The 17293-nt window shown below is 40.9% G+C and carries 12 protein-coding genes; 3 read left to right on the forward strand and 9 right to left on the reverse strand.

Translation table 11 applies throughout. From position 1 onward, the window contains the following. Positions 1-2: 2 nt before the first annotated feature. Positions 3-1418: a PLP-dependent aminotransferase family protein gene (locus tag A9970_RS10770; protein WP_182982268.1), complete on the forward strand. Its 1416-nt coding sequence runs from the start codon at positions 3-5 to the stop codon at positions 1416-1418. 231 nt (positions 1419-1649) lie between these two features. Here the strand turns inward: A9970_RS10770 and A9970_RS10775 are convergent, their stop codons facing one another. The 7 genes from A9970_RS10775 to A9970_RS10805 form a co-directional block, all read right to left on the reverse strand. Next, positions 1650-3293 carry a PepSY domain-containing protein gene (locus tag A9970_RS10775; protein WP_182982269.1) on the reverse strand — a complete coding sequence of 548 codons (1644 nt, stop codon included), beginning with the start codon at positions 3291-3293 and terminating at the stop codon, positions 1650-1652. A gap of 6 nt (positions 3294-3299) precedes the next feature. Beyond that, a complete protein-coding gene (locus A9970_RS10780) occupies positions 3300-3578 on the reverse strand; it encodes a hypothetical protein (protein ID WP_145330364.1) in 279 nt (92 codons plus the stop codon). A 10-nt stretch (positions 3579-3588) separates the two neighbouring features. After that, positions 3589-3921 (reverse strand): hypothetical protein, encoded by a 333-nt coding sequence (locus tag A9970_RS10785; RefSeq protein WP_153844407.1) that lies wholly within the window; start codon positions 3919-3921, stop codon positions 3589-3591. Positions 3922-3950: 29 nt separating this feature from the next. Further along, positions 3951-6365 (reverse strand): TonB-dependent receptor, encoded by a 2415-nt coding sequence (locus A9970_RS10790; protein WP_182982270.1) that lies wholly within the window; start codon positions 6363-6365, stop codon positions 3951-3953. Positions 6366-6491: 126 nt separating this feature from the next. Further along, positions 6492-7208, reverse strand: coding sequence for a DUF4198 domain-containing protein (locus A9970_RS10795; protein WP_182982271.1), 717 nt, complete (start codon positions 7206-7208; stop codon positions 6492-6494). 386 nt (positions 7209-7594) lie between these two features. Beyond that, positions 7595-8407: an MBL fold metallo-hydrolase gene (locus tag A9970_RS10800; protein WP_153844410.1), complete on the reverse strand. Its 813-nt coding sequence runs from the start codon at positions 8405-8407 to the stop codon at positions 7595-7597. Between the two features lie 76 nt (positions 8408-8483). Continuing rightward, a complete protein-coding gene (locus tag A9970_RS10805) occupies positions 8484-9911 on the reverse strand; it encodes an L-serine ammonia-lyase (protein ID WP_182982272.1) in 1428 nt (475 codons plus the stop codon). 215 nt (positions 9912-10126) lie between these two features. On the opposite strand from A9970_RS10805, the gene A9970_RS10810 reads away from it, so the two are divergent. Next, entirely contained in the window at positions 10127-11674 is a 1548-nt protein-coding gene (locus A9970_RS10810) for a glycoside hydrolase family 10 protein (RefSeq protein ID WP_182982273.1), read from the forward strand. Positions 11675-11766: 92 nt separating this feature from the next. Here A9970_RS10810 and A9970_RS10815 read toward each other — a convergent pair whose 3' ends face one another. Next, positions 11767-13473, reverse strand: coding sequence for a glycoside hydrolase family 3 protein (locus A9970_RS10815; protein WP_182982274.1), 1707 nt, complete (start codon positions 13471-13473; stop codon positions 11767-11769). A 314-nt stretch (positions 13474-13787) separates the two neighbouring features. Further along, positions 13788-14330 (reverse strand): TetR/AcrR family transcriptional regulator, encoded by a 543-nt coding sequence (locus tag A9970_RS10820; protein WP_153844414.1) that lies wholly within the window; start codon positions 14328-14330, stop codon positions 13788-13790. Between the two features lie 217 nt (positions 14331-14547). On the opposite strand from A9970_RS10820, the gene A9970_RS10825 reads away from it, so the two are divergent. Further along, positions 14548-17286, forward strand: a complete 2739-nt coding sequence (locus tag A9970_RS10825) for an outer membrane beta-barrel protein (protein WP_182982275.1) — start codon at positions 14548-14550, stop codon at positions 17284-17286. Positions 17287-17293 lie beyond the last annotated feature (7 nt).

Consider the following 17293-nt stretch of genomic DNA (forward strand, 5'->3'; position numbering starts at 1 on the left):
GCATGGAGCAGCAACTGTTATATAAGAAAATAGCGAATATTGTAGAGAATCAGATCAAAAATGGCTCTTTGGTCTATGGAGATCGTTTGCCCTCTGTCCGGAGCGCTCAGAAGCTATACAATGTAAGTTTAAATACAGCAAAAAGTGCCTATATGGAATTAGAGAGCAGATCTCTAATTGAATCGCGACCAAAATCAGGCTATTTCGTTAGCCGGTCGGGACTTCGTCGGATGGCTATTCCTTCTATTTCCACGTTTAAAATAGACGAAAAGAAACAAGATCCTGCAGCGTTGATCGATAAAGTTTTTCACTCCCTGGAAGACAAGGAAATTACACGCTTTTCACTGGGTTTACCCAGTGCATCATTACTTCCGATTCAGAAACTCAATCGATGCATTATAGAGTCGGTTCATGAACTGCATGATTACGGTGATCAATACGGACAGGTACAGGGAAGTCCAAGCTTACGGAAAGAAATTGCCAAATGGTCAATGGTACTTGAAGGAAAAATAAGTGACGAGGATCTTATTATCACGTCGGGCGCCATGAATGCGATCTACAGCTGCCTTCGCGCAGTAACTAAGCCTGGCGATACCATCGCGGTGGAAAGCCCCCTTTATTTTGGTTTTATTCAGGCCTTTCAACTACTGGGTCTCAAAACCATCGAGATTCCGACCCACCCTATTACGGGAATTGAATTAGATGCCCTGAAAAAAGTTATTCATAAAATTGATGTCTGTTGCTTCGTTACCAACTTTAGCAATCCATTGGGCGCGCTAATGCCTGAAGAACACAAGAAAGAGCTTGTCAAACTGCTCGCCCATCACCATATTCCATTGATTGAAGACGATCTGTATGGAAACATCTATTTCGGTTCGTCACGGCCCAAGCCATGCAAATATTTTGATGAAGAGGGACTGGTGATGTGGTGTGGATCATTTACCAAAGTATTGGCGCCAAGTTTTCGGCTCGGATGGGTTGAGCCCGGACAATACAAGGATAAGATCCTAAAACAAAAACTCATACAGACGATTTCGCAGCCTGCAATTTATCAAGAGGCGGTTTCCAAATTCTTACAGATCGGCAGGTACGACCATCACCTCAATAGCTTCAGAAAAAAATTGTACAGCAATTATGTCAATTTCAGAAACAGTATTGAGGCCCATTTTCCGGAAAACACAAAAATGTCACAGCCTGAGGGTGGATTTGTACTTTGGCTAGAACTGGATGCTAAAATTGATTCAACGATGCTCTACGATTATGCCCTAAGGCAAAAGTTGAGTTTTGCTCCAGGAAGGATGTTTACACAGCACGATCAGTTTAAAAACTGTATTCGGCTCAACTATGCCGTGGACTGGAACGAAAAGACTGCACAGGATCTGATGCGCCTTGGGCGATTTTTCAAAGCCGTACGCTAAGAAAGCCGTACTCCAAGTAAATCAATCCCAGTCTATTTCATCAACCTGAATGGGAGGAGGAATATCATTGGGACCTTCTTTGAAAAAATTACCACTTTTCCATCAAGGATCAACATGGCATCAAAGATTTTTCCCAAGCCTTACCCTATAAACGTTCCAAGGGCACCTTGTGAGCGCCCTTGGAATTAAAAAACGAAGTGTACTTACTTCGCAGAGAGAAAAGAATCTTTGTTAACGAATAGTCTCAAAGAATTTTTTAGTCTTGTTATAGGCGATTATACCGATGATACCGATCATAAGCCATAAAAAGTCTACGACAAAAATATCACGCTGTCCATTGCGAAATGTATCCCAGATCCAGTTGCCGGTCATAAAACCATTGACTAGTGGAATAAAAAATGCCAATATGCTTCCAACCAGCAATGTTTCGCGATTGGTGCGTCGAATGCTTCTCCGTATAATATAATACAGTGAAAGTACAAGCCAACTATAGAAATACACACGGTAAATAAAATCCTGATTAACCTCTGGACTCAATTTAATGGCAATGAAAGTCAGCGCTGTAACAGGTAGCATGGTCAGACATATTGCCGTGAAGATATTGGCCGCCCAGAAATTGAATTTCCGTTTTCGTGGAATTACATTGTTTTTGTCACGTGCTACCAGCCAGATTAATATACCAGAGATAATGACTAAACAGCCCATGACACCTAAAATAAAGTATACCATCTTAAGCGGATAGCCACCATAATCACCATAATGCAGACGGTATAAAAGGCTCCGGACACCATCGGCATAGGTAGCATCACTGATCGGGGATTTTTCGGCCACAATTTTATTGTCGATAGCTCTCACAGACAATATACCCGATCCAGCAAAGCTCTTGTTAAACTGCGGCTCCAGCTCCATGACAACATGCATATTGGAATCTGCATAGTTTTTGATCGTAATGCGCTGAAAATCGGATTCAGGCCATTTATATTTTGCCAGATCCAAAAATGGAGCAATCTTAATGTCTGCCTTTAAAGGTTTGTAGGTATAAGGAAAATCGGTCTCGGCACTAACCCCCATCTCCTGATACATTTTTTGTTGATCACCATCATACAACAACTTGCTCAGCGGCAAAGCCAGGACAGAATTAATGATCAAAAACGTGCCTGTTACCGCAAAGATAAATTGAAACGGAAAACCAATAACACCCAATGCCGTATGCATGTCGGTCCATACCGTTTTCCATTTACTGAACGGTCGAAACACGAAGAAATTTGAGACGATCTTGTCCCAATGCAGCAATAGTCCTGTAATAAGAGCAAATAGGAAAATAAAAGCGGTAATTCCAGCAATAAGATAACCAAAGGGAGCTATACCTACCCTAATGGGTACCTGATTGAGCTGAGCCATGAAGTGTAAGCGGAACAGAAATTCGCCCATATCGTAATTCTGCGTATAGTCACCTGACTTCTTATTTGCAAAATTATATGTAAAGTTCTTTGAATCATCATCTCCACCTCTTCTGCGGCCCTTCTGTTTTGCTGCTTTCTGTTCTGGAGTTACCTTTGCTAGATTTTCTTTGTTGAGGATGCTATCGTTAGATGCGCTCAAGCCCACATAGGCTGAGGTTCCTTCCCGGTGCATATAAAACGTGATATCGCGTCCATGCAAATTTGTTTGTCCTTTGAGCGAATCGAGCAAACGATCAAAGTTTTGGTGATCTTCGCGATAGGTCTTATAGGACGTATTATTCTGCCAGGCAGCGATTTCATTCCTAAAAAATGCAAATGATCCCGCAAAAAATATCACATAAAGGATAGCGCAAATGATAATGCCACTAATGGTATGCGTATTGAAATAGATATTATAATTTCGGTTATTCATGGTCAATTACATTTTGAAAAAATAAGGCAGCGAAAAAACTGCAGCCAAGAGTAAATATAGTCCCCATATTTTCCATCCGTTCTTTGCAAGGAAAGCAAACAGTAAGAGTACTGCCCATAGGAGATAGCCCGTGAAGCAAGCCGTGACAACAACATCCTTTTTCTCAAAAATATGTGTGACCAAGACGTGGAAAGAGAGCATGACAACATAACCACCGATAAATCCGGCTGTAATTTTCAGGAATCGCTGAAAGGGCGTACTGAGGTATTTTTTATTAGCAGGCATATTTTATCGGTTAGGAAATCAATAATTCAACACAAAGGCTAAATACATACAATCCCACAATTGGGTATAATTTGAAATAGCGATAAGGATTCAATAGGACTACAAGACACATCATGCACATGAAATAGGCAAAAAAAGCAAAAAAGCCCGCGCCAAATCCTTGCATATAGAGAACAGTGCCAAATGGAAAGAGCAGCAGCAACATGCTCAAAGTGCGCACAAACTTAGTTTGTGCGCACAGCTTTTCAAGCCATTGTGGCCTAGGGCCAAATTTCACCTTTTTGCTCGTGTTGTAAAAAAGGTATGCTCCAAAGAGTATAACGACTAGTAATGTACTATACATCGATTCTATAATTTATCGAGATCGTTTATTTAAAACTTATAGGTAACCCCCATACGGAAATTACGTCTAGCTTCTACGATATAGGTGTAATAACTAACACTTTCTGTAACACTCGCATTTTTTGCAGTCGTAGAACCTGAGGTCAGCAACCTCCTGTTATCTAACAAGTTATTTACCATCACAGAAATACTATATTTCCCACTTTGATAGCTGATTCCACCATCCGTTCTTATATAATTCTTAAAGTTACTTTCTTTTGTCGTACCAATAGCACGATCGAACATTCCCTGAACGCTACCTGTTAGCCCCAGTCCTTTCAATGGTCCCTGCTGCAAACGGTAGGTTAACCAAGCATTTGCAGTATGTTTTGCTGTATTCGGTGTGATATTTCCGATATTTTCTTCTTTTCCATCTTTCGATATTTTGGAATCTGTCAATGCATAGTTGGCATTAACATTTAATCCCTTGACAATTTCACCCGTAATATCGAACTCTATCCCCTTACTTGTCGTTTCACCTAGGGCGATTTTAAAGAAACTATTACCACCTGCAATTGGATGGTCAAGATCATCTGTTAAAGCATTCTTACGTTTGATTTGGTATGCACTTAACGTAGAAATCCATTTTCCATTACCCCACTCTTTCTTAATACCTGCCTCTAGATCATTACCTCTGACGGGCTTAAAAGCATTTCCTTCCCAATCGGTACCGGCCTGCGGAACAAAAGACTGGTCAAATAATCCATACACACTTGTTGATTTGTCTATGGAATAACTTAATCCAACACGTGGTGTAAATGCTTTATCCGTCCGATCCGCTACAGCCGTTTTCCCTACAGTTTGGGCTATTGTATAACGCAAGCCTAAAGACAAACGTAGTTTTTCTTCCAAAAATGCCATTTCATCATGTACATACAAAGACGAATACGATACCGAGTTAACATAATTTTGTCCCCCTGCCCTTACTTTAATACTTTTGGACCTGTCAGGATTAGGTATTGCCGCTTCCGCGATTCCATAAACAGGATTATAGACATTCAATGGTTTTGTGACCAATGTATCTTTTGCCAGTGGCGAAAAATCACCCCAGAATTTTTTAGTACCAAAGTCAGCACCAGCCAAGATACGATGACGAACGCTACCGGTATATTCTTCTCCTGTAAACGAGAATTGGCCAAATTTGTTTTCCCCTGCTTCATCAGCCATATTATAGGTTCGAGACATGTCACCGTTGGCACGCATCGCACCCACCCACGAACTGGTAGCGATCATTTTAAAATTAAAATAAGCAAGCTGCCCATGGAAATTCCATTTGGAATTTAGTTTTCGATCAAAATATACGTATGCACTATGATCTTTGATTTTATTTGGCGCAAATGAAGGATCTCCTGCAAAAAAATCATTTGAAATACCTGGATCGGCGAATCCTTTTGGCGAAAATGCATAATTACCATTTGACAAGTAGGTAGAACCTTGATAGGTATATTCAAATGTCAATGAAGTTAATGAATCCATCTTGTAAGTCACGACAGGAGCAATCACAATACGGTCACTATAGTTATATTTTGTATAGAAATCCTTCTGTTGACCAGCTACATTCAGACGGTAAAGTAGCTTTCCATCTTTCCGCAATTTACCATCTAAATCAAGAGCAGCACGATACGTACTAAAACTACCTGTATTCAGCGTCACAGATCCTTTGGTATTTCCTGTCGGTTTCTTAGTCACAACATTATAGAACCCTCCTGGTTCGCCATTGGCTAACATAAATCCAGCAGGCCCCTTTACAAACTCGATCCGCTCGATCATACTCGCATCTTCGGCTGTAGGTCCCCAAGAAGCTTCGATATTCATCCCGTTACGGAATGCTGGGATCTTAGAGCCACGCATGCGTATATTGGCATATTGGTTGTCCCAATGGCCTTGACGTGTAGCCCCGCTAATATTACGCGTAATACCATCCACAATATCAAACACCTGTTGATCGGCCATTAAATCAGAAGAAATAACCTGTATATTTTGAGGCAACTCTAAGATCGGTGTTTTAAGGCGTAACGATCCGGAGATACTGTCAAACTTATAATGCTCATAGTATTTACCATAAACCGCAACTTCGTCGATAGCTTGCGATTGGTCTTTTAAGATGATGGGGCCAAGGTTTGTCGTCTCATCTTTTACGTTCACTTCCATCGTGTGCTTGCCGTAACCGATCGCTTTAATCTCGATATGATAGGTTTTGGATGAAAGCTTATGAAAAGCGAAATGCCCCTCACTATCTGTGCTGGTGGTCACACCCGTATTGGTTAATTTTACTGTCGCCCCTGTGATAGGTTCAGATTTTTCATTGATAAGAATTCCTTCAATTATTTTGTTCGTCTGTGCTTGTGCAACAGAAAAAACCGAACTAATCATAGGAATAGCCAGAAAGGATAAAGTTTTATTCATGAATGTAGTATGGTAGATGTTTTTTATAGTAGATATTTCTTAGATATTCTTTTTTTGCAAGGATCCATTGGTGTTTCCATCGTTTCAGATGAACCCTTTATTATTTTGTCTGCGCTGTATCTGCAGTTATTTGATGGTAATGAAAGTTGTACTTCCCTGCCATGCCGAAGCATAGGGTTTTCCTTCATGTTCACCTGCTGTCTCAGCAAACGTACTGGCTTCCAAAACGTATGGACCTGACCAGATTGCATCAAATTTCAGTATACCATTCTCGTCCGCAACAAACTCTTTCCCCCAACCAGTCGCCGAAAAAACAGAAACTTTGGCCTGAGGCACAACTTTGCCGAAGCTGGTGATCTTTGCTTGTACGCTTTGTCCTTTTTTTGCGTTAGCCGCACCAAGCAGCTCAATCTGCAATGGGCTTTTTACAGCCTTATAATCAAGTGTTGCAGACTTTCCTACGACAACAGGTACTAAGGAAGAAAATTCATACTTCGTTTTGCCGCCGAGATCTTTAGGTGCTTTAACAATAGATAGGAAATAGGTTCCTGCTGCTGTAGGTTGAAATGAACCGCTAAAGTGATCGCCTTTATTCGTCAACTGAAGCTTGACGGGTTCCTTTCCCGGGGCATGCAACATTAATGAGAAGTCCTTCACGTCGGAGTACCATTTGTCGACCTGATCTCTTTCATTCGTTGCAAACTCACCGTAATATACCTTGACTTCATGGGATTGGTTTAACGTCCCATAAGAAGATGATTCAATCCAAAGGGCATGTGCATGACCGGTATGACTACACAGTAATACCGCAAGAAATGTAAAAAATGAAATTAAAATTTTCATAATATGTTGATTGATGTTTAGTTTTCTTCAACTTATTATGGGAGAATTTGCTGGTTTAAGCGAGCTCTACAACGAATAAACAATAAAATTCGTTATCTTGCAAGTTCTTCCATATCGTATATCGGGAGTAACTGACACAGCGTGCTGTTTCAGTCATCTACATCCAGTTGCCGCTGTGTGTAGATTTACGCCATGTGATAGATTGCCGTCTATTACATGGTGTTTTTGTTTCTTTTTGTCCAAATAAGTACACAAGGTGTTATTTAGACTGATTAAAAACAAAGCAAATATAACAGGAAATCTTTTTAAATCAACTAATTTTTTTATTTTACAGTATTCTTACGCTTTAACTGAAGAAATACAGCGAACAAAAAGTGCGTTTTACGCTAGGAAGAGAGTGCGGAAGGGATTGAAAAGGATGTTACAGGATTCTCTAGCACAAGTTTCAGGTCGAATAATTCCGTTTCCTGGTAACGTGTCGCTACATGAAGCTGGATACGTTCGCAGTGTGGCTCGAAAGTCTGCTGAACCAGATCGACCGTATTATTTTCGCCGGAGAGGTGAGTTAGAATAAGATGTTTAAGGCGATCTGTTTTATAGGCGTTAAACAGTTCGACGGCAACACGATTTGAAAGGTGTCCCCAACCACTGCTGATCCGATTTTTCAGAAAATACGAATAGCGTCCTGTACGCAACATCTCCTCATCATAATTTGATTCCAGGAGCAATACATCCGAATGTTGAATAACATGCTGCACATTTTCGCAAGGTCGCCCAATATCTGTAAGTACACCAATATTGTATGTTCCATCTGAAACAAGGAAACTACAGGGTTCTTTGGCATCGTGATATTTGGGAATACCGTAAACTTTGAGCCCTCCGATTTCAACGACTTCATCGTGACTTATGATATGAACCAAATGAGCTGGCAAATGTAATCGGGTACCATCGTAACTCCCCTTGGTGATATAAACCGGTAGATTATATTTTTTGGCAAATACTGATAGGCCTCTGATATGATCAGAATGTTCATGGGTAATGAAAATTGCTTTGATCTGAGTCGGTAAAAGCCCCAGATTGTACATCCGAAGGTGTATATGTTTGCTGTTGATTCCAGCATCTATCAAAATAGCCGAATCATCTTTAGCGACATAATAACAGTTTCCATTACTTCCGGAGGCGATTGCACAATATTTCATTCGTTTACGCTATTTATAAGAATATATCTATTTTACCGCGGCAAAGATACGAAAAACAAGAAAACTCAGACAGTCATTAACATTCCGGCAAACTCAATGGAATATTGACGGCAAGTCCACCGTCTGCTGTTTCTTTATATTTAGCATTCATATCCAAAGCGGTCTCCCACATAGTTTTAACCACAGTATCCAGGCTCACTTTTGCCTTATCTGGGTTCGATTGCAGTGCTAATTGCGCAGCAGTAATTGCCTTAATGGCTCCCATTGTATTACGCTCAATACAAGGAATCTGAACCAACCCACCAATTGGATCACATGTTAATCCAAGATGATGTTCCATCGCTATCTCGGCAGCCATCAGAACCTGGCGCTGCGATCCACCCAACACTTCTGTCAGCGCACCGGCAGCCATCGCTGATGAAACGCCAATCTCGGCCTGACAGCCACCCATTGCAGCAGAGATCGTTGCATTTTTCTTAAATATTGAACCGATTTCAGATGCCGTAAGAATAAATTGGATAATTCTATTCTCACGCATACCGTCGTGGAAAGTAATATAATATTGCAATACAGCCGGGATAACGCCCGAAGCTCCATTGGTAGGCGCTGTAACCACACGTCCGAAAGAGGCGTTCTCCTCATTTACGGCAAGTGCAAAACAACTTACCCAATCAAGAATATATTGAAAGTTTTGGCCGCCCTCACGAATGGCCGCTACCCAGGACTCATAATCTTGATAACTGCGTCCCTGCATTAATTTCTTATTTAGCTTGGCTGCTCTACGTTCAACGTTTAGCCCCCCAGGCAATGTCCCTCCGGTGTGACAGCCCCGGTAAATACATTCATGGATTGTATTATAAATATTCAATACACCTGCTACGGTTTCACTTTCTTCACGCCATGCACATTCATTTTCAAGGACCAGCTCGGAGATTTTCAGCCCCGTTTTCATCGTCCAATGCAAGAGTTCGTGTGCAGTATCGACAGGGAATGGAAGATCTACTTCAGACAGGACACTTTCCGTATCATTTTCCTGCACCACAAAACCGCCACCTATAGAATAATAAGTTTCGGTAATTGCCTTTCCATTAGCTAGAAAAGCCTGAAAGGTAACGGCATTGGGATGGAAAGGCAAGCTTTCGGCATATAAAAACAATAAATCTTCCTGGTAGGAAAATGGGATCATTCGTTCGCCAGCGACTTCGAGTTCGCCGACAGCCTTGATATGCTCGACTTTGGGTGTCACTCTATTGACATCAAAGGTGACCGGATCATCTCCACTTAGCCCCAGTAGAACGGCAATATCAGTACCGTGCCCGGCACCGGTTTTGGCCAAAGAACCATATAGCAGAATTTTGACTTGTTCGACTTCATGTAATAGGCCTTTTGACTTGAGCACAGCGGTAAATTGCTGGGCAGCGCGCCAAGGTCCTAAGGTATGCGAACTCGAGGGGCCGATACCAATCTTAAACATGTCAAAAACGGATATTTGTTCTGTGCTCATAATCTTTTTTATTGCGGTTAGCTGATCAAGCCATTGCTTTTGTGAAAACCGCATCTAAATTAGCACAAATAAAGTACAATGTTACCTGTATTTGCATTATTATCAATTTGAAAACCAAGCTCAGGTTCTTTTAACAAGTATCCAACAAACATCTTACATTTTTTAGGGAAAAAGTAAGAAATGCTTCCCTATCTTTGTTGGCTATAATTTATAGAATGACGGGAAAAACATATTTATATTCTTTTTTTACCATTGTTATCTGTTTATTTTCGATTAGAACGTATTCCCAACAACTACCTAAGCGGGAGTTCCGTGGAGTGTGGGTTGCAACCATAGGTAATATAGACTGGCCCTCTGTCAAAGCGGGCAATAATGTCGCACTGCAAAAACAGGAGTTTATTGATTTACTCGACCAGCACCGCAGCGCGGGACTGAATGCAATTATTTTGCAGGTACGTCCTGCTGCCGACGCTTTCTATGCAAAGGGCAGAGAGCCCTGGAGTAGATACCTGACCGGAAAACAAGGCCTGCCTCCGTCGCCATTTTATGACCCCTTAGAATTTGCGATCACAGAGGCACACAAAAGAGGCATGGAACTACATGCCTGGTTCAATCCGTATCGCGCTTCAACAACATTAAATCCGGCCCATTTTTCGGAAGACCATATTACCAAGCGCCACCCAGAATGGTTCTTCACCTATGCTGGCAAGAAGCTTTTCAACCCAGGTATTCCGGAAGTTCGTAAATATATTATTGATGTGATAATGGATGTAGTCAAAAACTACGATGTAGATGGTATTCATTTCGATGATTATTTTTACCCCTATCCTGATAGCAGAAATACACCGGTACCGGATCAGATTACCTTTGGTCAATATAACAACGGGATCGAGAAAATTGACGACTGGCGACGCAACAATGTCAACGTACTGGTACACGATCTTGGTGTTGCCATCAAAAAGATAAAACCTTATGTAAAATATGGCATTAGCCCCTGTGGCGTATGGGACAACAAAGAAAATAATACCGCTGGCTCAGATACCCGTGGTCTAAGTGCTTACCGGGAACTATATGCTGATGGTGTAAAATGGATGCAGGAAGGTTGGATAGACTACATCAATCCCCAGATCTACTTTCCTTTCAAAAATCGCGCTGCAGCATATGAGATCTTAGTTGACTGGTGGCAGAAACACACCTATGGCCGTCACTTTTATGTGGGGCATGGGGCTTATCGTGTTACAGAAAATAAAATCGGCTGGACAGACCGCAGTCAAATCCCCAGACAGGTACGCCACTTAAGAGAGGAGCACGACGTGGAGGGAAGTATTTATTTCAGTTCCAAATCACTCACGGACAATCTTGTTGGACTGCAGGATTCCATGCGAAATGACCTGTATCGCACACCAGCTCTCCCCCCCACAATGCCTTGGTTAGATAGTATCCCACCCAATGCCCCTTTCGGTCTTCTGGTTAAAAATTCGGCCAATGCTAAAATGAACACCTTATTTTGGCAAAAACCAGATGTGGCCACTGATGGGGAGTCTGCTTATGGCTATGTGATCTATCGGTTCAACCTCGATGAAAAAGTGAACATTAAGGATCCTGGAAAAATCATCTTTATTACCTTTGATGGCGATAAGCTTCAATATACCGATGACGATATCAAGCAGCATCAACAGTATAAATATGTCGTTACAGCTATTGATCGCATGAAAAATGAAAGTAAGCCGTCAGATAGCAGGAGTGCTAACGAAGAAATTTAAAGGTTTAAAAAATGCCTCTCCCTAAATGGCTTTGCTAATGCAATGGGACCATTTTCGGAAGAGGCATCCTGTTTGTGTGATTTTATAATACGTTATTTCCCCTGTCCGTATTTAAATTTTTTGTTGATCGTAACCGGAAGTTTTCCTTTCGGCGTATTTTGCCCCAAAATCGTTTTTACTGCTGCTTTCTGCATGAAGGCATCATTTTGATAAGCCAACAAAATTGTCTTTGCTTTTTTCGTTGCTTCGAAACCATCCAAAGCATAAGCATTGGTAAATAAGGTCAAGATCGATTTTTTTGCAAATTTCTTCATCAAGCCCTGAACATCTTTATTCAATACCATGGTCGGACGCGGACGAAGTCTCGTGTCATGCACAGCGATAATAAATTGTTTATTTTTCTTTATTTCTTTGGTAATACGCTTGATATCATCCTTACTCATGCTGTCTGTGACGAAATACTGTGTTTCATTGGTCAGCGCACCCGCTAATTCATTCTGAAAAGTCTGATTAGCCGTAATTCCGATATTGATAATAGCAGTAGGTAAATCCTTTTTGAATGATTTTAATTTTTCGGTAGAGTTCAATGCAGTGATCGCTGCATTTGACAGTTCGTCAATGAGCTGAACCGCAGATGCACGATGTAAATCATTGTATAGATTTTGCTGTGCAGTTGCTTGATATTTGTCCAAACCAAGCCATAATTTAGCAGCCAGCACTCTTTTAACACGTGCATCAATATCGGACTGCGCGATACGTCCCTCTTCGATCGCTTTTAATATCAAATCGATCGCACGTTTGCTGTTTTCCGACACTTCAAGTAAATCATGCCCTGCAATGATAGCCTGTACATCGGCCTCTCCATTTGGGAAAAACTTCTTTACACCTTTCATGTCCATGGCGTCAGTGACTGTTAGCCCTTTAAAGCCAAGTTCGTTGCGTAAAAGATCGGTAACGACCTTTTTGGAAATCGAAGATGGCATATTAGGGGTATCATCTAAACTCGGAATGTTCATGTGTGCCACCATGACAGCAGGAGCTCCGGCTTTGATAAGTTCTTTGAACGGATACATTTCCAGGGTATCCAAGCGTTTTTTGTCAAAAGGAAGTTGCGGCAGATCATAATGTGAATCCACATCTGTATCTCCATGTCCCGGGAAGTGTTTGATGGAAGCCAATATACCGCCATCCACCATACCGTCCATATACGCTTTTGATTTCTGGGTTACATTATATTTATTATCACCAAAGGAGCGGATACCGATCACCGGATTTTTAGGGTTATTGTTGATATCCACATCGGGTGCAAAATTGAAATGCATACCTATACGTTGGAAATCTAAGGCCACTTCACGACCCATGCGATAAATCAACTGATTATCTTGAACGGCTCCTAATGTCATCTGATATGGGAACGACAAGGTTGAATCCGGCATACGCATACCTAATCCCCACTCGCCGTCAAAGGTCATCATCAATGGTACCTTTGACAGGGATTGATAGCGATTGAACATGTCGACATGACGTACGGGACCGCCCTGAAAAACAACTAGACCACCCAAATGTTCGTCTTGTATCACCTGAGCGACCGAGTCAATATACTTCTGACCTAGATTTGTATGTGCTCTAACCAAAAATAACTGAGCGACTTTTTCTTTTGGCGTCAAGGTATTGAATACCGCATCTACCCATTCATGCTGAGAGTTGATGTATTTCACAAAATCTTTTTTGTCCTGAGCTTTCAAAAAAGAAATTGTGCCGACTAATGCCAATATTCCCAGACCGAGTTTTTTGAACATAAATTAGTTTGTATAATGTATTTAAAATAGAAATACTAAGAACGTTATTATTTCGGACAATATGAAATTGTTTTTGCAACAATTTCATATAAAAACGCATAAAACAGCATTCCGTTAGGTTACAAAGCAGAAAAATGACGCATGCAAATTTGAGGAAGCGATAAAACAGTAAATATGCGAAAGAAGTGATACCTCTTGAAAACAGCTCTGTGCCAATGATTGTAGCCCACGATAGCCGGTTTGACCAGACAGAAAGAACTTTAGTAAGGAAACGGTTTTTAGAAAAAGTCTATAACTTAGCCTTATAATATAATCTAAATCAGGTTATACTTTTTCTCTAGAAAGAGTGCCAACTCTATGGTATTCTCGAGTTCTCCAATGGCTTCTTTTTTCCACAGAGTATCTATGATCAGCAATAAGAATTCGGTTTCAAATTCAGGACTCTCATAACCCAGCTCTTTAAAAGCACGGTGAATAATGGGTTGAACCGGCTTCATAAATTGTTCGTGCTGCTGTTTGGAAAAAGGGTGATGCGACAAACGCTCCTGCAACCTCCAGAATATGGGTTCTGCACTGACCAGCTTGCCTGGGAGATTGATCATGGTACGCAGGAATTCCTTTGGTTCACGATAGGTCATCATTCCACGGTGATGTGTAAGAACTTTTCGGTAGCCTGATTTAATTAAATAGACCAGTAGTGCATCTTTATTCCCAAAATGTTTAAAGATTAATGCTTCGGAGACCCCTGCATTTTGGGCAATCGTTTTGGTAGAGGTATTTGTATAGCCTTGATCTGAGAAAAGCAACAATGCTTCTTTCATAATACGCTCTTTTCTACTCAAAACACTTTCTTTCATCTTTTATTTTTTTTATCTATACCCGTATATCACTACATCTCTACACGGTTTTGTTCAGTTGATTTTTAATTCTACTGCAAATATATCTAATCTTTCCATTCACTTGGGGTTATTGTAACTAAAATGATAATAATTCGTAACAAATAGTGCCATATTTTTGGGATATAAAATTATATAACCGTCAACAACACATTAAAACACATTTGTACCTCGACCGATGAAGACCAAACTTTGGACCATTTTGTTCTTTTCTATCTGCTTATTATTGGGGACGAACGCGCAAGCCCAGCAGTATATTACGGGCAAGTTGCTCGATAATACGACTTCGCAGCCTATCAGAGGTGCAAGCATCACCATTATCGCGGTAAAAGATTCCATTAAAGTACAGGTCCCTACAGATATTTTGGGCAGGTTCAGCAGCAGTACACTTCCCAATGGAGATTATCTGGTCAGTACACAGCCGATGGGCTACAGCATGGATCTTCGGCGTGTAAAACTAATCGGCCAAACAATCGATCTAACGTTTAAACTCACTAATGCCGAGATTGTGCTGGACGAAATTAACATTTCTTCGAGCAGTATACAGGTTAAAGGGGATACACTTGAATTTGACACCAAGAAATATGTCACACAGGATTTTGCAGATGCTGACGAATTGGTCAAACAGATTCCCGGCGTTGAAATTGATGACGATGGCAACGTAAAAGCACAGGGAGAACCTGTCAATAAGATTATTATTGATGGTAGGGAGTTTTTTAGCACCGATCCTAAGGTTGCTTTAAAAAACCTTCCGGCCGATGTTATTGCTAAAATCCAGATTATCGATGACAAAACCGAGCAGGCCAAATTTAGTGGTTTTGACGACGGAAAACGTATGAAAGTGATCAATATCGTCACCAAGCCTGATAAAAGAAAATCATATTTTGGTAAGCTCTCTGGGGGAGTAGGTCCCGATCAGAAATATGCCATAAATACCCAGGTGACCAAAATGAACCCCAAGCGCCAGTATGCCATCGATATAAATACCAACAACGTCAATCAACCCAATGGTTTTGCTCCACGCGGAAACACAAGAGGACGTACCGGACAAGGAGTGACGACCCGCTTCAACGCCGGGTTCAACTACTTGGATCGTTTTTTCGAGGATCGGATGGATTTCAATGCGAATTACACGTACAATTATACGGACAATAATATCCTCAGCCAAAGTAAAACAGAATATACGGCAGGCAACCGGGCCAACCAAATCAACAATCAGGATCAATTAAATAGCACCTACAGCAACAATCATGCATTCTCTATCCGCGCAAACTGGAAGATAGATTCTATTCAAAAATTGGACTTTCAGCCTAATTTTTCCTATCAGAGTAACGACAGGAACAGCAGCTCTAAAGGCAATACGTTATTAAATCTTACAGAGATGCTTAATAGTTCAGATCGTAGAAATAACAGTTTTGGAGAAAATTTCAACTGGGGAGGAGATCTCACTTACATGCGGAGACTCAACAAACCGGGGCGCACGATCAGTTTTAATTTCAATGGTTCATTTAGCAGTAACAAGAGCCATGCAACAAATTTTGCACTAAACTCTTATTATAAAGATGGTGTATTTAACCGCGTCGATACCGTCAACAATAGGAATTACTCCATTGGCGATAATAATGGCTTTCGCTCAAAGGTAGCCTATACCGAGATGCTCGGTAAGTATTCCCGGTTGCAAGGGAATTATACTTTTCGGAATACGGCACGCTATTCGGACCGCAAGACCTATGAATTTCTGGCCGAAACAGGCCAGCTGGGTGAATTAAAAAACCGTCTTTCTAATGAATTCCGTAATGATTTTGTTTACCATAGCGGTGGGATCTCCTACTTATTTAACAAAAAAGACAGTATAAGATTTCAGATTGGCTTAGATTATCAGACGGCTTCACAGGTCAATGATAAATTATTTCCCAATACACTGACAACAAAAAGCCACTTCAATAGTCTGCTGCCCAATCTAAACTTCCAGTATAATTTCAATAAAGACACGCGGATTGAGTTTCGGTATAATGCAAAGACAAATACCCCTTCTATCGAGCAATTGCAAGATTTTACAGACAATCAAAATCCACTACGCATTAGCTCAGGGAATCCGGATCTTAAGCAAGAATATGACCACAACCTTGTGGTACAATTTAGATCAATCAATAAAGGCTCGGGCAGAAGCTTCACCTCCGACTTTACTGCAGATTTTATTGAGCATAAAATCTCCAATACCATTTTCACCACAGATTCAGCCTTTACGATCACCGAGGATGTTGTACTCGGGCCAGGTGGGCAATACATCAGGCCTGAAAATTTCAATGGAGTCTATAACCTCAAATGGCAAAATAGCCTTGGATACCGCTTTGAACCATTGAAACTTAATTTCAACCTAAACAATAACCTCTATTTCAACCAGAATTACACCTTATTGAATCTCGAAAAGGTCAATGCGCAAACGTACGGCTTGAGTCAACGCGTCGGCGTCAATACAGCATTCAGTAAAGACGTTATCATTGGATTGGATTATAATGGAAACATTGCCTTCTCCAAGAACTCAGCAAGCGAGAAATCGAATTATTCGGTCTATAAACATACCATTGGCAATTCCATTGCATTGACCTTGTTAAAAACATGGACGCTCAATTCAACGTTCAACTACCTATACAATGGCAGCATTCTGAATTCAGCAAGTACAACAAGTTTGTTATGGAATGTCTCTATCGGCAAGAAATTGTTCAAACGTAGGAATGCCGAAATCAATCTCACGGTATTTGATATTTTTAACGACAATAAAAATATCAATCAGCAGGTAAACGATCTTTGGGTACGTGTATCCCAATCAAATGCAATAACACGCTACGCGATATTAAGTTTCACCTATCATATTCGTGGGCTTGGCGGAAAATCGGGCATGAAAAATCGTCGTTAGCCACAGT

It is taken from the genome of Sphingobacterium sp. UME9 (assembly GCF_014170215.1).
Lineage (GTDB): Bacteria > Bacteroidota > Bacteroidia > Sphingobacteriales > Sphingobacteriaceae > Sphingobacterium > Sphingobacterium paramultivorum.

Bases quoted from the DNA above. Each gene is read 5' to 3' on its own strand.
- A9970_RS10770 (WP_182982268.1), top strand. From the start codon at position 3: ATGGAGCAGCAACTGTTATATAAGAAAATAGCGAATATTGTAGAGAAT.
- A9970_RS10775 (WP_182982269.1), bottom strand. From the start codon at position 3,293: ATGAATAACCGAAATTATAATATCTATTTCAATACGCATACCATTAGT.
- A9970_RS10780 (WP_145330364.1), bottom strand. From the start codon at position 3,578: ATGCCTGCTAATAAAAAATACCTCAGTACGCCCTTTCAGCGATTCCTG.
- A9970_RS10785 (WP_153844407.1), bottom strand. From the start codon at position 3,921: ATGTATAGTACATTACTAGTCGTTATACTCTTTGGAGCATACCTTTTT.
- A9970_RS10790 (WP_182982270.1), bottom strand. From the start codon at position 6,365: ATGAATAAAACTTTATCCTTTCTGGCTATTCCTATGATTAGTTCGGTT.
- A9970_RS10795 (WP_182982271.1), bottom strand. From the start codon at position 7,208: ATGAAAATTTTAATTTCATTTTTTACATTTCTTGCGGTATTACTGTGT.
- A9970_RS10800 (WP_153844410.1), bottom strand. From the start codon at position 8,407: ATGAAATATTGTGCAATCGCCTCCGGAAGTAATGGAAACTGTTATTAT.
- A9970_RS10805 (WP_182982272.1), bottom strand. From the start codon at position 9,911: ATGAGCACAGAACAAATATCCGTTTTTGACATGTTTAAGATTGGTATC.
- A9970_RS10810 (WP_182982273.1), top strand. From the start codon at position 10,127: ATGACGGGAAAAACATATTTATATTCTTTTTTTACCATTGTTATCTGT.
- A9970_RS10815 (WP_182982274.1), bottom strand. From the start codon at position 13,473: ATGTTCAAAAAACTCGGTCTGGGAATATTGGCATTAGTCGGCACAATT.
- A9970_RS10820 (WP_153844414.1), bottom strand. From the start codon at position 14,330: ATGAAAGAAAGTGTTTTGAGTAGAAAAGAGCGTATTATGAAAGAAGCA.
- A9970_RS10825 (WP_182982275.1), top strand. From the start codon at position 14,548: ATGAAGACCAAACTTTGGACCATTTTGTTCTTTTCTATCTGCTTATTA.